Source organism: Nocardiopsis sp. iso_237 (assembly GCF_056173345.1).
Map to the genome: position 1 here is coordinate 5450893 of NZ_CM149669.1, position 14263 is coordinate 5465155.

Below are 14263 nucleotides of genomic sequence, written 5' to 3' on the forward strand. Positions count from 1 at the left end.
TTCACTCCTCCCCGAACTGTCCTGCGTCGGCAGGTTGGAAGTCGAAGACCGCCCAGGTTCCGCCGTCGCGGACGAGGGTGACGGCGAAGTCTCCGAGGTCCTCGTCGAACTCGGAGGCACCCGTCTCGGTGATGGACTGCGCGGTGACCACGAAGGTGATCGAGTCCGTGCCGAAGGTCCGGATCTCCTGGACCTCCGCGCGCCCCTCCGCGACCGCCTCGGCCTCGCTCATCTCCGCCCAGAAGGCACCGACCCGGTTCGCGTCGGAGAGCACCTCCGCGTACTCGTCGGTCGCCAGGGCCTCCATCGAGGCGTAGTAGGCCTCGGGGTCCCGCGAGTAGTCGATAGTCCCGTAGGCCTCAGCGAAGGCCTGTGCGGTCGCTCCCGCCGCCTGAAACTCCTCCTCGGAGAAGGGGAACCAGCCGAGGACGTCCAGGTCCTCGGCGGCGGTGGTCGGGATCGGGCTGGGCGGGACGGTGGCCAGGGAACCCGGGTTGGAGGAGGGAGCCTCCCCCTGGGCCGAACCGGGATCACGGGGTGGACCACCGGGATCCTCCGCCTGGTCGTCCCCGAACCCGCCGAGGCTGAAGTAGATCCCGAATCCGGCCAGGGCGGCGATCAGGCCGATGACGACCAGTCGCTGGGTGCGTTCGGGGAGAGGGTTGGGCATGGTGGTCGGTTGCCTTGTCGTCTGCTCTGTGACCGGGTCACTGGTCGTCGTTCAGCCAGAAGGGGACGTCACGCTTACGATCCCGGGTGTTGGCCGCGCCGCCTTCCCCCCAGAACGGGGTGATGGGGGCGTTGTCCTTGCTCTTGCCGGAACCGGTCAGCCAGCCGCCCTCACCGTCGCCCCGCCTGCCGCGATCTGCGGGGGCCGGAAGGGCTGGCCGCTGTGGGGCGGGGCGCTCGCGCTTCTCCTTCGGGCCGCCCCAACGCGAACTCCGGCCGCCGAGGTTGCCCTGTGCCGGAGTGTCCTCACGCCCGTTGAAGATTCCCCGCCCGGTGCTGGGCTCGGGGCGATCCGCGCTCGCCGCGCGGGAGTGGCTCGTTCCGCCCCCGAACACGCCCCCACCGGAGCGGGAGTCGGAGCCGCCTCCGCCGTTGCGGTTCGCACCACCGCCTCCGCCACCGGTGCCGAAGACGGCGGCCCATCCACTGTCGCCCGTTCCGGTGTAGCCGCCAGCGGGCCGGGGCGGGATCGCTCCGCCGCTGCCGGCTCCGCCCGCACCACCACTCCCGGAGAGACTCGGGGCCTGATCACCGTTGCGGGAACCGGTGGTCGGGCGCGGAGCACCAGCCCCACCACTCCGACTGACGTTGAGCGGCGGAGCGTTGTCGTTGCCCCGGACCCGCCCGTAGCCGCCGACTCCACGGACACGAGCGCCCTCGGCACGGGTGCTGCCGCCCTCGGGGACCTCCTCCGGGGTTTCGGTGGCCCCCGGAGCCGTGCCGCCCCCAGCAGGAACACCTGCCGCCGCACCCGCGATCATGCCGCCCCGGCGACGGCCCCAGTTCTGTGTCTTGAGGTAGGCGACCGGAGGAAGCACCATCGCGCTCTTGTCCAGCGCCTGGCTGCGAGCGGCGTCGGTCACGATGCGCGAGGTGAAGGTGTTCGCGTTCACCGAGGCGAAGAGGTAGGCGAACGTCTTCCGGTAGATGAAGAGCGCCAGAGTGAACAGGGCGAGCAGGATCATCTGCAACCCCCACCCAAGACTGGTCGACATCACGATCCCGTAGCTCATGACCAGCAGTGAGATGAGCAGGACCACGAAGATCTGTTTGAGCAGGAAACCCACCATCAGCTCAACCCAGCGAAGCAGAACCATGCGTCCGTAGCCGGGATGGATCCCGATGAGGAGGAACACCGGGGCGAGCATGAAGAGCAACATGAACCCGATCTTCAGCACGATAAGCGCCACAGAACCCGCAAGGATCAACCCCCCAGCAAAGACCGAGGCGAAGAGGGCGAGAGTTGCCACGCCGAGACGGCTGCTCTGATCCTCACCAGAGAACAGTGGGTAGACGCTCGGGAATGATTCCTCAACCCTCGAAGAGATGTCTCCGTATGAGTCCTGCTTAGCAGCTATCAGTTCATTCGCGTCAACCTCTCCGTCGACAATCTGCTGCTGCTCGATCCTGCTGATTCCTTGAGCGGCGATCAGTTCTTCAGCGTGCCTTCGGGCGACGCTCTGCCCAGTCTCATCGTTGCCGAACTGCCCCGCGACCCACGGCTGACACACCAGACTCGACCACATCATGTCCGCGTTGCGCCGTACCTGGAAGTCCGCCTCGGACTCCCACTCAGCCTTCTCGGGCGCAGCCGCCCCAGCCGGACACGTGCCCGAACCTCCCCCGTAGGGCACCTGGCCGACGGTACTGGTCACCAACTGAGTCCCGGAGTTCACCAACGTGCTCCCCAGGCCCATCACCTGAGCCGGATTGATGAGAATCCACATTCCGAGCGCTGTCGCGGCGACCATCCACACCGAAGATTCGATGGTGAGCGTCATCCTCCTGCGGATCAGGCCATACCATCCCAGCCAGATCGCACCCAGAATGACAATGGTCGGAATCAGAGGTCGCCAAATACCTTCCCGTAGCGTGATGACTACACTCTCAACCGCTTCCGAGAAACTTGAGAGGAGGCCGTCCGAACTCGCAGCTTGGTAGACGGTGATGGTTGACTGATTGATCGTCTTCGAAAGATCCCAGGCAGAATTTGCCAGAGTCGCTTGGGCACCCAACGCCATCTTGTCGACACAGGACTCCGTGATCATGTGCCACTGCTGCCCGGCGGTTCCGTACTGTCCATACATGCTGGCGTCTGGAGGCATCCCGTCGGATGAGTTCCGGGCCGCCGACTGCGACTGCGGCGGAACCAGGAGGCCGTCCGAACCACTGCCAGCGGACTCCGGGAGCGGCGCCGGGTTGCCCGGGCACATGGGGTTCGCCTGTGCGGAGCTCAATGGGATGAGGATGAGTCCGCACAGCATCAGGAACGTCATCAGGATGCGTCGCCAACCCCGCCGGTGGACGTGCTGATGCCTCATCTGCTGAGCTCCTGCGTCGTGGTTCGTGCGGGAAAATCGTTGGCAGACACCAGGGCCTCCCGACCGCACACGCACCGCCGCACCGTCAGGCGGGCGACCGCGCGCGACCACAAGGCCCCCGCATGTCTTTACCCCATCCTCTATGGTGCGCCATCACCGGGTTGGGAGGTGGCTGCAACGCGACCGGTTTTTCGGTCTGTGCCCCGGAACAGGCCGGAGACACGTGACCAAAGGGGCGCGTTCTCCTCGTTTACGCAGGTAACGGGCTTCCAAGGCGGGCCGTAACACCCAAAAACCTCAAGGCCACAATTTGCTCACCAGATGTGGAGTATGAGGGGCGTCACAGAACCTTTCGCCGTCAAAAGTGGACATACGGCAACCAAGCGGACTGAGACCCGGTACCGACCCGGCCTTCCGCAGAACCCACAGCCCCTATTGGAGAAGGACCGAAACGGAGGGCCTCGCATCGGCTTGACCCTCACGCGGCGTGAGGCTCCACGATGAGCCCCATGAGCGAAATCTTCCACGCGTTCAGCGTCAGCCCCGTCCCCCAGCCCGGCCCCGACACCGCGCCTCCGGAACTCTTCTGGGGTATCTACGGCATGCCGATGTTCGCGACCGTACCCACCGACGATCTGGAGGCGTCCATGGAGTTCTGGATCAACGGCCTCGGGTTCTTCGACCTCTACTCGGTCCCCGGCCAGATCGTCCATCTCCGGCGCTGGGCGTTCCAGGACGTCCTGCTCGTGCCGGGTGAGCGCCCGGAGCGGGCTTCCGCCACGAGCGTGAGCTTCTCCTGCGTACTGAACCAGATCGACGGAATCGTGGCGGCCTGCGAGGAGCAGCGGCCCGGGTCGACAGCCGGTCCGCGACAGATGCCCTGGGGCTCGGTCGAGGTCGAGGTCACCACTCCGGAGAACACCCGGGTGATCATGACCGCGGCCCGTCCCTACGATCCCCAGAGCGCGGAGGCCCGGTTCCTCCGTGAGTCGGGGATCAAGGGACCCGACACCTCCGAAGCCTGACTAAGGACCACGACGAGGGGCGTGCGGCCGGTCGGCCGCACGCCCCTCCTTCGCTCACCGTCTCCGAGCGCCTACTCCTGTTCGCGCATCACCCGGGCCATCGCCCTGTCGAACTCACCGCGGCCCAGCTCCGTCCAGTCGTCCCGCTCCGCGAGGAACTCGTAGAACGCCCCGTGCACCTGGAACCCGTGCAGGTCGGCCAGCTGTTGGGGGTCCTCGGTGTACACCCGCTCGCGGCCGCTCTCATTCGCGCTCTGGAGCCGCCGCATCGCCTCCGACTCGTCCCGCTGGGAGATATAGACCCGAGAGCCGTCAGCGCTGCGCAGGGCGCCGTCTGGACCCACCGAGAAGTGGGCGCCGTCCTGTTCCATCGCGGTCCGCGCCAACTTGTAGGCCTCGACGATCTGGCCGTCCAGCGTCCCGTCCAGGGCCCCCGCGTGCGGGCGCTCCGGGTCGGAGGAGAAGTTGACCAGCATGTCGCGGCTGACCAGCCTGCCCGCGTAACGCATCGTCCGGAAGTCGTCCATCCGCGACTGCTGGACGTCGACGAGCTGTTGAAGGGCCTCGTCGAACTCCCAGTCCATGTCGTCCAGGTCAAAGTCGTCCTGGAGGTCCTCCGGGTTGACCTCCTCGGACGCACCCATGCCCCGCTCCTCGGCGTACTCCTCGCCGCGGGCGGCGTCCACCAGTTCCATGACCTCGTTGGCGTAGGTGTCGGGGTCCAACCGGGCGACGTCCACCGCGGACAGTCCGTGTGCCCTCTGGTACTTCTCACGGCACGTCACGGCCAGTTCGGCCTGCTGCATGCGTTTGGCCAGCATCGCCTCGAAGTCGGGCTGGTTCATCCGCACGTCGAAGTCCACCGCGCTCGACAGCGTGGGGATGGTCTGGAGCGTGTAGTCGTGACCGGGGTGCACGATCGTGTCCTTGAAGAGCCGCCAGCTCATCGGCAGGATCATCTCGTTGCGGTTCCACACCGGTGAGTCGCCCGCACGGAAAACGATCGAGTTGCGCTCGGAGATGAAGGCCAGGTCGTTGTAGGAGATGACCGGCTCCTCCTTGGTCGCCATGGTGTAGGAGACCTTGCCCTCCACGCTCATCGACTTGACCAGGTGCCCCTTGTCCTGGGTCACGGTCTTGGAGTCCATGTAGGTGGTGTGGCGCTTGCCCGACATCTTCTCCAGTGTCTCGAGCATCGAGTCGTCGGTGCTCTTGAGGAAGACGATGTTGGAGGTGTTGCCCTGCACGATCTTGTCCACGCTCTCGCCGTAGACCTCGCGCAGCTGCTGGAGGGTCTGGAGGATGAGCGTGAACTGCTGGTCCTGACCCAGACCGATGGACAGCATCGTCTCGAAGCCGGAGATGCCGTGCCCCTCGGACTGGAGGTTGCCCAGCTCGTCGAGCATGAACCGGGTCTTGTACAGCGGCTTCTGGTTCTCCTTCGTCATGTACGACTTGTCGAAGTTGAGGTCGACGAGCTGCTTGATCAGGATCAGGATCAGCTTGGCGTACTTCATCAGGTGCGGCGGGGTCACCAGGAAGACCGCCTTGGGCTGCTCCGAGTAGCGCACCATCGTGTTGATGATGGCGTTGGCCTGGCCCATCTCCTTCTCGGGCAGGTCCCCGGTGATGTTGGTCAGCCGCATCTGCGGATACGTGGTGTGCTCCGGCACGAACCTGCCGTCGCCGCCCTTCTTCAGCTCCAGCAGGATGCCGTTGCGCACGATCTTCTTGTCGGTCACCGGGTCGGTGATGAAGAACCGGCCGTTGAGCGAGGTCTGGTAGTCCTTCGTGTACCGGAAGTAGAAGGTACGGATCAGCATGCCGCTCTGCGGGTTCAGCAGACGGAGGCGAACGTAGGCGACGTCGTTGGCGAACTTGCCCCTGAAGTAGAAGCGGGCCCAGCCCTCACGGGAGACGATGTCGTCGTGCTCGAATTCCTGACCCAGCGACTCCGTGAACCCGGCGTCCGCGAAGGCGTCCCACCTCGCCTGGGCACCGATCAGGTGGTCGCGCTTGAGGTAGTTGGTCGCGAACCGCACGCCCATCCGCCGGGGGAAGCTCAGCCCGCCCAGGTCCGTGTTCTGGCTGGGGGTGCCCGAGGTGAGCGTGGAGATGGTGGGGTCGGTGAAGAAGCTCATCGCGGTGATCGCGATTCCGTACACGGACGCGAGCATCTTCTCGGCCGCGCCCATGGCCCGCAGGGCGTTGTCGGCGTTGCCGACCAGGGTGCGCATCGAGTTGGGCGGGAGCCCGTTGGTGGCGTTGAAGAACAGGGTGAGCATGTCCAGCTCCTCCTTGCCCTCCCACAGGAACTCGCGGCGCTGGGCCTCCTCCATCTCGGAGACGGCCTCCTCCTCGCGGAACGTGCCGTCGTCCGGGCTGCCGTACTCGCCGTTCTGCGCCTTCTCCTCGACCGCGGTGACCGGGTTCTTCACCTTCTTGGCCGAGAGCTGCACGAACAGCTGGTAGCAGTTGTACAGCGTGACCTTGCCCCACCGCTCGTCGAGCTTGGTCTCCAGGACCTTGGGGTCCATGTTCACCCGGGCGGCGTAGTCGCGGAGCTCGCGCTCCTCCTCCAGGTAGTAGTCGATGAGGCCGTAGGCGGCGCGCTTGAAGGCGTTGTTGGCGGCGTTGGGCCACACCGGGTCCTCGCCGCCGTCGAGCGGGAAGAAGACGTCGGCGATGTTCTCGATGTACATCGCGCACTTGGTGGAGTCGCCCTCACGGGCGGCCTCCGCCGCCATGCCGAGCGGATTGTAGATGTCCGTCTTCATGGCGTTGATGAGGTTGAACTGCACCACCTGGAAGCCGCGCATGGTGGCCCGCACGTAGTGCTTGACCAGCAGCTCGCCCTTGGGGTCGTTGATGACCATGTTGTTGGGGCGCTTCTCCCGCAACCACATGTCGACCATCGGCTCGATGTAGGTCTGGCCCTTACCGGCCCGGGTGATGGCCAGCACCATGGTGTTGACCGGGGCGGTGTCCACGATGTAGGCGCCGGCGGGGCGCTGCACCTCGTACTCGGGGAAGGTCCAGTCGTCGTTGATCATGTCCGCGACGGTCTTGTACTTCCCGAGCTTCTCCCGGTCCTTGCCGTCGGGGTTGTAGGGGACCCCTGTGGTGTCGAACCGCTTACGGAGCGACTTGTCCTTCGGCAGGCCCGAGGCCTCGAACAGGTCGTCGCCGAACCTCTCGTCGATGAGCGGCTTCTTCTTGGTGATCGCCCGGTCCTCGTCATCGCGGAGGATCTCGCCCTTGAGGTACTCGATGTCCCCGTCGGAGTCGAGGACGTCCTCCGTGGCGCGTTGGGCGACCGGGACCTGTTTGAGGCCCTTGTTGGTCATCATGACGTGGCTGATCATCGAGTTGGGCTGCACGGCCGAGTGCGCGCCGGCGTCGGGGAACCAGTCGAACTTGCGCACGATCTCCTGTGGCAGGGCGATGTGCTGGTCACCGTGGTACTGGTTGATGTCGCTGGTGTCGTGCAGCAGGTTCTGGGAGTCCCTGTTGCGCATGAGCAGCATGAAGGCCAGGGCGAACGTGACCAGTCCCCCGCCGAGGCTGACGCCCGTCTTGGCACCGGTCGGGTGGAGCAACCAGCCCGCGAAGGAGTCGGGTTGGCCCGCGCGAGCAGCGTCGAGCTCCGCCTGCTGGGCGTCCATGTCGTCGAGCACCCACTGGGGTGTCTCCTCCAGGGCCTCGGCCTCGGTGTCGTAGCACGGCTGGTCGGCCATCGGGGCGCCGGTCTCGTCCAGGACCCTGAAGCAGAACCGCGTGGGCGAGACCCGCTCGCGTTCGGTGAAGGCGGGGACCGTGGGCTCGCTGAACGAGGCCGCCACGGTGGTCACCGTCTGCTGTCCGAACGACCACACGGACCACACCAGCCCGGCCACGAGGACACCCGCCACGACGGCGAGGACGGTGCGTGTGGTGCGGGTCCGCCCCCGTTCGATCCTGGTGCGGTCGAGTTGCTGGGATTCGTAGACGTTGCGGTTGGCGAGCGTGTCCTCGGTCTTGCGAGAGGAGAGTTTGTCCCAGGCACCCGCTTTGGGGCTAGAGCTCCTCCTGGCCATGGTGCGCCTTTCCTTGATGCGAGCGGTTTTCTAGTCGAACCAGACCGGGAGGACCATCGCGCTGCTGAGCGTGTTGTAGCTGATCCACCAGCCGACGATGATGCCCACGCCTATGGCCGCCAGGGCGAAGACGGCCATGAGCACGAAGAGGATCTTGTTCGCGCGCCGCTGGACCTGGTTGGCGCGGTCCAGTTCCTCGATGCTGGCCTGGTTGGCGCGGTTCACCGCCATCAGCTGGTTGGCGTACTCCTGGTGCATGGTGTCGGTGAGACCGCGGGTCCGCTCCGCCAGACCGGAGTACATCTGGTTGTTGGTCTCGGCCTTGTGCTGCCACTCGAGTTCGCGTTCGCGCATCCGCGCCTCGGCGTGCTCGCGGGTGCGCTCCAGTTCCGCGGTCACCGCACTGAGTTCACTGTTGAGCCTGCGGGTCTGCGCCTCGTGCTCGGCCTTGAGCTCGGCCGTGCGCTGGGCGTTCAGGGCCTGGATCTTCTCGATGCTGTTGTCCAGCTGCAGCTGCGCGGCGAGCGCCTCGGCGCGGGCGATGTCCTGCTTGCGGTTGTCGTCGATGTAGCGCGTGAGCCTGGTGTTCCACCGGGTGAGCAGTTCCGCCTCGGCTTCCCGTTGGGCGGCCTCACGCTCGGACAGCAGCTCGAAGGCGCGCGTGACGCCCAGCTGCATCCGTGTGTGCGCGTCCTTGCGGCGCATCTCCAGCACCAGCTGTCGCTGGTGGACGTGGCGTTCCTCGTTGCGGTGCTCGATTTCGAGGGCCACGTCCGCGATCCTGCGCTCGAACTCCGGACGGAAGCGGTCCCAGAAGACCTGCCTGGCCTGGGCGGCGGCGAGCTCCGCCCGGCTGTCGGCGTCCTCCTCATAGCGTCGGGTGATCTCGGTGCGCTGGTTGCTGATCTCCTCGGGAGCCCTGGTCTTGAGCTCCCGGTACTCCTGTTCGGAGGCGGCCGCGAGCCTCTGGTAGACCGACCCCTCGCGCTCCTCGTCCACCTCGCGCATGACCGACTCCGCGTGCAGACTCATCATCTCGACGAAGAGCTTGCGGAGTTCTCCGCGGTGCTTGCGGTGGAGTTTGGCCAGTTCGGCGTTGCCCTGCCTGGCCAGCTGGTGGACCTGTTCCCCGAGCCAGTCGGTGGGCTTTCCGGTGGACTGGTCGTCCAGTTCCAGGAGTACCGCCGGAGCCTTGGCGTCGAAGGTGGCCTCGAACTCGTCCAGGGCGACGGAGAGGTCCAGGTCTCCGGAGAGGAAACGGCGTGCGATGGTCTCCCGCACCTCGTCCTCGGTGAACTCCCGGTCCTGGTGCTGTTCGGTGTACTCCTCCCAGGTGGCGGTGTCCCCGTCCTCCTCGGTCGCCTCCCCGTCCTCCAGGTAGTCCTCGAGCTCGGCCAGTTCGTCGTCGAGCAGGTCGTCCTCGGGGTCCAGTACCTGGTTCCCACCGGTTCCCTCGTCGAGGACGTCGTCGGACTCCGCCTCGAACATCAGCGGACCCTCACCGTCGCGGTGGAGGTCGTCGCCGGGTGCGGTGTGTGCGGTGTTCGCCTCGGTCTCCGGGGGCAGTGCTCGGGGGAAGGGGCTGGGATCCGTGGGGGCGGGTCCGCCGAAACCGCCGCCTCCGGCGGGGGCCGAGGTGGGCGGGGGCTGCGGGGGCGCGTACGCGGTGGGCGGCTCGGGTTGGTGGACCACGGGACCGTTCCCGGAATTCATGGAGGCCGTGGGGCCGGTGGAGGAGGTGGGGGCCGGAGGGGTGTCGATGGCCTGGGTCCAGGCCCAGACGTGCGGCAGGTACTCGGACATGCTGCGGCTGCCGTGAGCGACGGAAACCGCGTCGGCGTAGGTGACCGGCTTGTCATTGAGGGGGTTGACCACGAACTCCTGGCCGTCATGGCTCGGGCTCAGCACCATCCAGTAGTAGGTGGCGTTGGTGAGCAGCGAGTACTCCTCCATACGCTCCAGGCTCTGCCTGGTGGGGATGATGCCGAGGATCTCCTCGTCAAGGAGGGACCTCGTGGTGATGGTCTGGATGAGGTCGTGGTTGATGAGCTCGATGAGCGAGCCCTTGGTCTCGTCCCTCTGCTGCTTCTTGCTCAGCCCGCCGATGTTGGCCACCGGCAGGGCCAGGGCCACCCAGGAGCCGTTGCCGGGCAGGGCGAAACGTTCGTTCTGCCGAAGCAGGTCCACTGCGGCGTTGACGGTGCTCTCCCGCACCACGCTCGCCAGCATCTCCTCGGGCTTCCTCCGCTTGCGACGCTTCTTTCCGTCACCGCTCGGCGGGGCTTCGACGGCCTCCGCACCCTCAGAGGACGTGCCGTTGTCCGTCCCCTGCTGCCGCATGTTGTCCATGAATCCCATCGGCACATCCTCTCCCGTTCGTGTGACGATCTGCCGAATCGGCTTCGTCGGTCATCCGGTGTTTCCATTCAGGAGGTATTCCACCGTCCCGCACAACCACTTTTTCCGCCCCAGGGATCCAACGCGGAATCCCCTGGCCACCGTGTTGTGTTTTCCTATCGGGCCGCGGTCACCTCGACATAGGAATCGCTCTTGCGCAGCCCCTTGTTCTCGCTGCGCATCACTCCACGGACATCCACCCGCAGGACGCGTTCTCCGGGGTGGGCGTTGATGAAGGCCGCGAGGGAGACGGTGACCTCGTCGGTCATCTTCGCGATCGCCGCGCGCGCACCGCCCGCGTTGGAGTCGGTGTCGGCGTGGTCGTCGATCAGGTACTGGAGCACCCGCTCCGCGATCTCGACCCGGACACCGTGCTTGACCATGATCTCGCGGCGCATCTGGCGAAGCTTGTTCTTGACGATCTTGCGCTGGGTCTCGCGCGAGAGCGGCTGGAAGGGCACGATCGCGTCGATTCGACCCAACAGTTCCGGCGGGAACTTGTTGTCGCCCTGGGTGGTGGCGATGGAGCGCCGGATCTCCTTCATCTTCTCCACCAGTTCCTTGCCCGAACCGGTGTCGTCCTCGTTGTACTGGGCGATGGTCTCGTAGATCTCCGAGCCCGCGTTGGTGGTGAGCACGATGTAGGTGTTGAGGAAGGACACCTGGCGACCGTTGTCGTTCGAGAGGCGGCCGTCGTCGAGCACCTGGAGCAGCACACGGGTGATCGCGGAGGCGGCCTTCTCGATCTCGTCGAAGAGCAGGACCGCGTGCCCCATGTCCCACACGCGTTTGGTCAGTTCCGAGCGGAACAGGTCCAGCGACTCCTCGCGCGCGAACTCGGACATGTCGAAACGGATGAGGTGGCGCTGGTCGTCACCGAACAGCAGCTTCGCCAACTGCTTCGTGAGCTCGGTCTTTCCCGTACCGGTGGAACCGGTGAGCAGGAACGAGGACATCGGTTTGGTCTTGTCGTTCAGGTCGGCCACGCACAGTTGCAGTCTCTTGGCGACCACGCTGGTGGCGAAGTCCTGGGAGAACACCGCGCTGTCCAACTGCTGCTTGATCCGGACCGCGTCGACGTTGAAGGCCACGTTGACGTTGGTCGACTCCTTCAGGACGTCGGCCAGCAGGACGCGGTCCATCGGGCGTCCGGTGTGGCGGTGCCAGCCCACCATCGAGTCGAGCACCAGGATCGACTTGCGCGGCTGGGTCGAGGCCGGCACGTACCGGTTGGTGTACTCGTAGATCAGCTCGAAGAGGTGGTCGTCGTAGAACTGGTTCTCCACCCCGTACCGCCGCGCCATCCCCTTGAGGATCTTGACGGTGGTGCCCTGGTCGGGCGGGCTCACGTTGATGCGTTGGAGGCGTTCCATGAGCGGCTGGTTCGGCGCCACGTACTTGTGGAACTCGTCGAACGTCGTGGCCGCGATGACCCGGATACCGCGGGCGCCGGAGGCCGCCAACACCGGTTTGAGCGCCTCGACCGAGGCGGCGCTGAGCTGCACCACCTGGTGGAACTCGTCGATGAACAGTACGAGCTCGACCTGCTCTTCGGTACTGAACAGCTCGGCCTCGTCGAACAGGCCCTTGAGCAGCGCCGCCATTTCGTCGGGGGTGCTCAGACCGGCGATCATCCGGGCTAGGTCGACTTCCAGGTAAAGACGCTTGGTGTCCGCGGACATGGCCGCCTGGACCAGGGCGGTCTTTCCCGATCCGGGGGGAGCCAGCAAAAGCGCGTTGCACAATTCAGGGCGCGACATCGCGGCCATGAGCTGGGAGATCTCGTGTTCGCGACCGACGATCTCACGTTCGGCGGGCTTGAGGGGGTCACTGAACTTGGCCAGCTTCGGATAGAGCTCGTTGAGCCCTTCAGCGAAGGAACCGTCGGACCGGGTGAACAACCAACACCACCTTCAGCGGGCGAGAAGGTTACGACTTTGTCTCGATGCCACTCAATTCATGCTCATAAATCGTCATGATTCTAGCATGCAGGCCTTCAAGCAGGACCAACCGGAAGTCTTGTTTGATGACGTCCGAAATTGAAGCCAAGGACCGCCTTCCAAACGGGCGGAAGGCGGCCCCGCCATGCACGAAAGCCGAGGGGAGAAAGCGTGACTTCGCGATCGTGTTCACCGCGTCGGGCGCCGACTTTCCGAGGAGGTCGGGCCGAACCCGAGCACTTCGTGCGCACGGACCGCCTGCCTCCCGGCTTTCGCCCTAGTCCAGGTCGAGGAAGTCCCCGGCGTCGGTACTTCCTTCGTTCACGGGCTCGGAGCCGCGCCCGTCGGGCCCGGCCTTCCGTGCCGAGTTCGACAGCGCCGCCGCCACACCCGGCTGGATCCTTGACCGCAACAACCCCTCGGGGGTGTCCTCGACGTAGTCCACCCCGGGCCTCATGGTGGTCTCCGCGGCACGGCGCTCGACCTCCACCCCCTCCAGCACGCGGTCGAACACACCCTTGGGCACCTGTTCCGTCGCGCTCCCGACCGACGCGGACGCACGGGGAGAGGCGTGGCCGCGGTGGACCGCGTCGAACTCCTCGTCGGCGAACAGGTCCTCGATCTGATCCGAGCGCTGGGACACCGCAGGCTGGCGGTCGTCCAGCACCGGTTCCGAATCCTCCATCGAGTAGTCAGGGAAGTACTCAGCCAGGGTGTATCCGCTGTTTCCCTCGTTGAACTCGGTGCTGCTCTGGTTGCGCACGCCCACGAAAGCCAGCGGCGGCTGCTGCATGCGCTCCGGTGCCACCAGGAGGAAGTCGACCTCGGCCGGCAGCTCCCACACCAGTCCGGTCATCGACTCCGGAACCTGGAACCGGGAGCCGAAGTAACCCTTGCGGACGAGTTCGAGCAGTTGTTCGGTGTCGAACTCGTAGAAGGCGTCGAAGGTCGGCTCCGACCCGGAGCGGAACGGCAGCGCGGTGATGCCGTAGGGCAGAGCGACGTCGGGCTGAACCTGGACGATCTGACCGCTCAGGTGCAGGTAGGGCCGGTGGTTCTGGTCGATGCCGTGGTGGAGGACCGCCACCGTCTCCATGCGCACGGAGATCTCACAGGGCACGGCGCTCAGCGTCTCCGTGTCGGCCTCGCTGTCTCGGGCCAGACGGTGGAGCCACGGGTCCGTGAGCTTCAGTGGTGCGATTTTCACGCGGATCGCCTTTCCTTGGTACGGGGGGTCACCGACCGGCTTCCTCTCCCAGCAGAGACCGCCGGGCCTTCTCACCCAGTCGACGTTGGGCACGCCAGAGCCACCGCGCCCCGACCACCACCAGGACGAAGATCAGACCGTTGAGGAACAGGGCAGGCGTCAGCCAGTACGTCACCTGCATCTCCAGGGGCGAGGCCGGGCCGATCCCGCTCCCGGCCGACACCATGAGGAAGACGTTCGGGACCACGGTCACCGCGGCGAACATCGCCGCCACGTAGACGATGGCGGCGGCGCCGAGCATCAGCCCGACCTGTGCGAACACCAGCAGCGAGCTGGCGCCGGACTCTCCCAGACGAGCACGGACGCGCGTACCCAGCGGCGGTCGTCCCGTGCTGTTGCCCCCTGCCTGATCGGCTTCGGTACCTCCGGGCACGGAGTCCTTCCCGTCCGGTTGCCTCTTCTCTCGCTTGGCCGGTGCGGCCGCCTTGGACTTCGTCTTCTTCCTGGCCGACGATGGAGCGGGACTCATGGGTGGTTCTCCTGGCAGAGGCGGCGTGGTGGGATGGGA

8 protein-coding genes are annotated in these 14263 nt (G+C 65.9%); 1 reads left to right on the top strand and 7 read right to left on the bottom strand.

Going from position 1 to position 14263, the window contains the following annotated elements; all coding sequences use genetic code 11:
- Nucleotide 1: 1 nt before the first annotated feature.
- Together AC0VYM_RS24540 and AC0VYM_RS24545 are read right to left on the bottom strand one after the other, a co-directional pair.
- Nucleotides 2-670 carry a hypothetical protein gene (locus tag AC0VYM_RS24540; protein ID WP_475455981.1) on the bottom strand — a complete coding sequence of 223 codons (669 nt, stop codon included), beginning with the start codon at nucleotides 668-670 and terminating at the stop codon, nucleotides 2-4.
- 37 nt (nucleotides 671-707) lie between these two features.
- Nucleotides 708-3050, bottom strand: a complete 2343-nt coding sequence (locus AC0VYM_RS24545; protein ID WP_475455983.1) for a type IV secretion system protein — start codon at nucleotides 3048-3050, stop codon at nucleotides 708-710.
- Nucleotides 3051-3559: 509 nt separating this feature from the next.
- Between AC0VYM_RS24545 and AC0VYM_RS24550 the strand changes: the two genes are divergently transcribed.
- Nucleotides 3560-4075, top strand: a complete 516-nt coding sequence (locus AC0VYM_RS24550) for a VOC family protein (protein WP_475455985.1) — start codon at nucleotides 3560-3562, stop codon at nucleotides 4073-4075.
- Nucleotides 4076-4146: 71 nt separating this feature from the next.
- On the opposite strand, the gene AC0VYM_RS24555 is transcribed toward AC0VYM_RS24550, so the two are convergent.
- The 5 genes from AC0VYM_RS24555 to AC0VYM_RS24575 form a co-directional block, all read right to left on the bottom strand.
- Nucleotides 4147-8151: a type IV secretory system conjugative DNA transfer family protein gene (locus AC0VYM_RS24555; RefSeq protein WP_475455987.1), complete on the bottom strand. Its 4005-nt coding sequence runs from the start codon at nucleotides 8149-8151 to the stop codon at nucleotides 4147-4149.
- Between the two features lie 30 nt (nucleotides 8152-8181).
- Nucleotides 8182-10509, bottom strand: coding sequence for a hypothetical protein (locus tag AC0VYM_RS24560; RefSeq protein ID WP_475455989.1), 2328 nt, complete (start codon nucleotides 10507-10509; stop codon nucleotides 8182-8184).
- Nucleotides 10510-10664: 155 nt separating this feature from the next.
- A complete protein-coding gene (locus AC0VYM_RS24565) occupies nucleotides 10665-12449 on the bottom strand; it encodes an AAA family ATPase (RefSeq protein WP_475455991.1) in 1785 nt (594 codons plus the stop codon).
- A gap of 316 nt (nucleotides 12450-12765) precedes the next feature.
- A complete protein-coding gene (locus AC0VYM_RS24570) occupies nucleotides 12766-13695 on the bottom strand; it encodes an AAA family ATPase (protein ID WP_475455993.1) in 930 nt (309 codons plus the stop codon).
- A gap of 28 nt (nucleotides 13696-13723) precedes the next feature.
- Nucleotides 13724-14224, bottom strand: coding sequence for a hypothetical protein (locus AC0VYM_RS24575; RefSeq protein ID WP_475455995.1), 501 nt, complete (start codon nucleotides 14222-14224; stop codon nucleotides 13724-13726).
- Nucleotides 14225-14263: the final 39 nt, after the last annotated feature.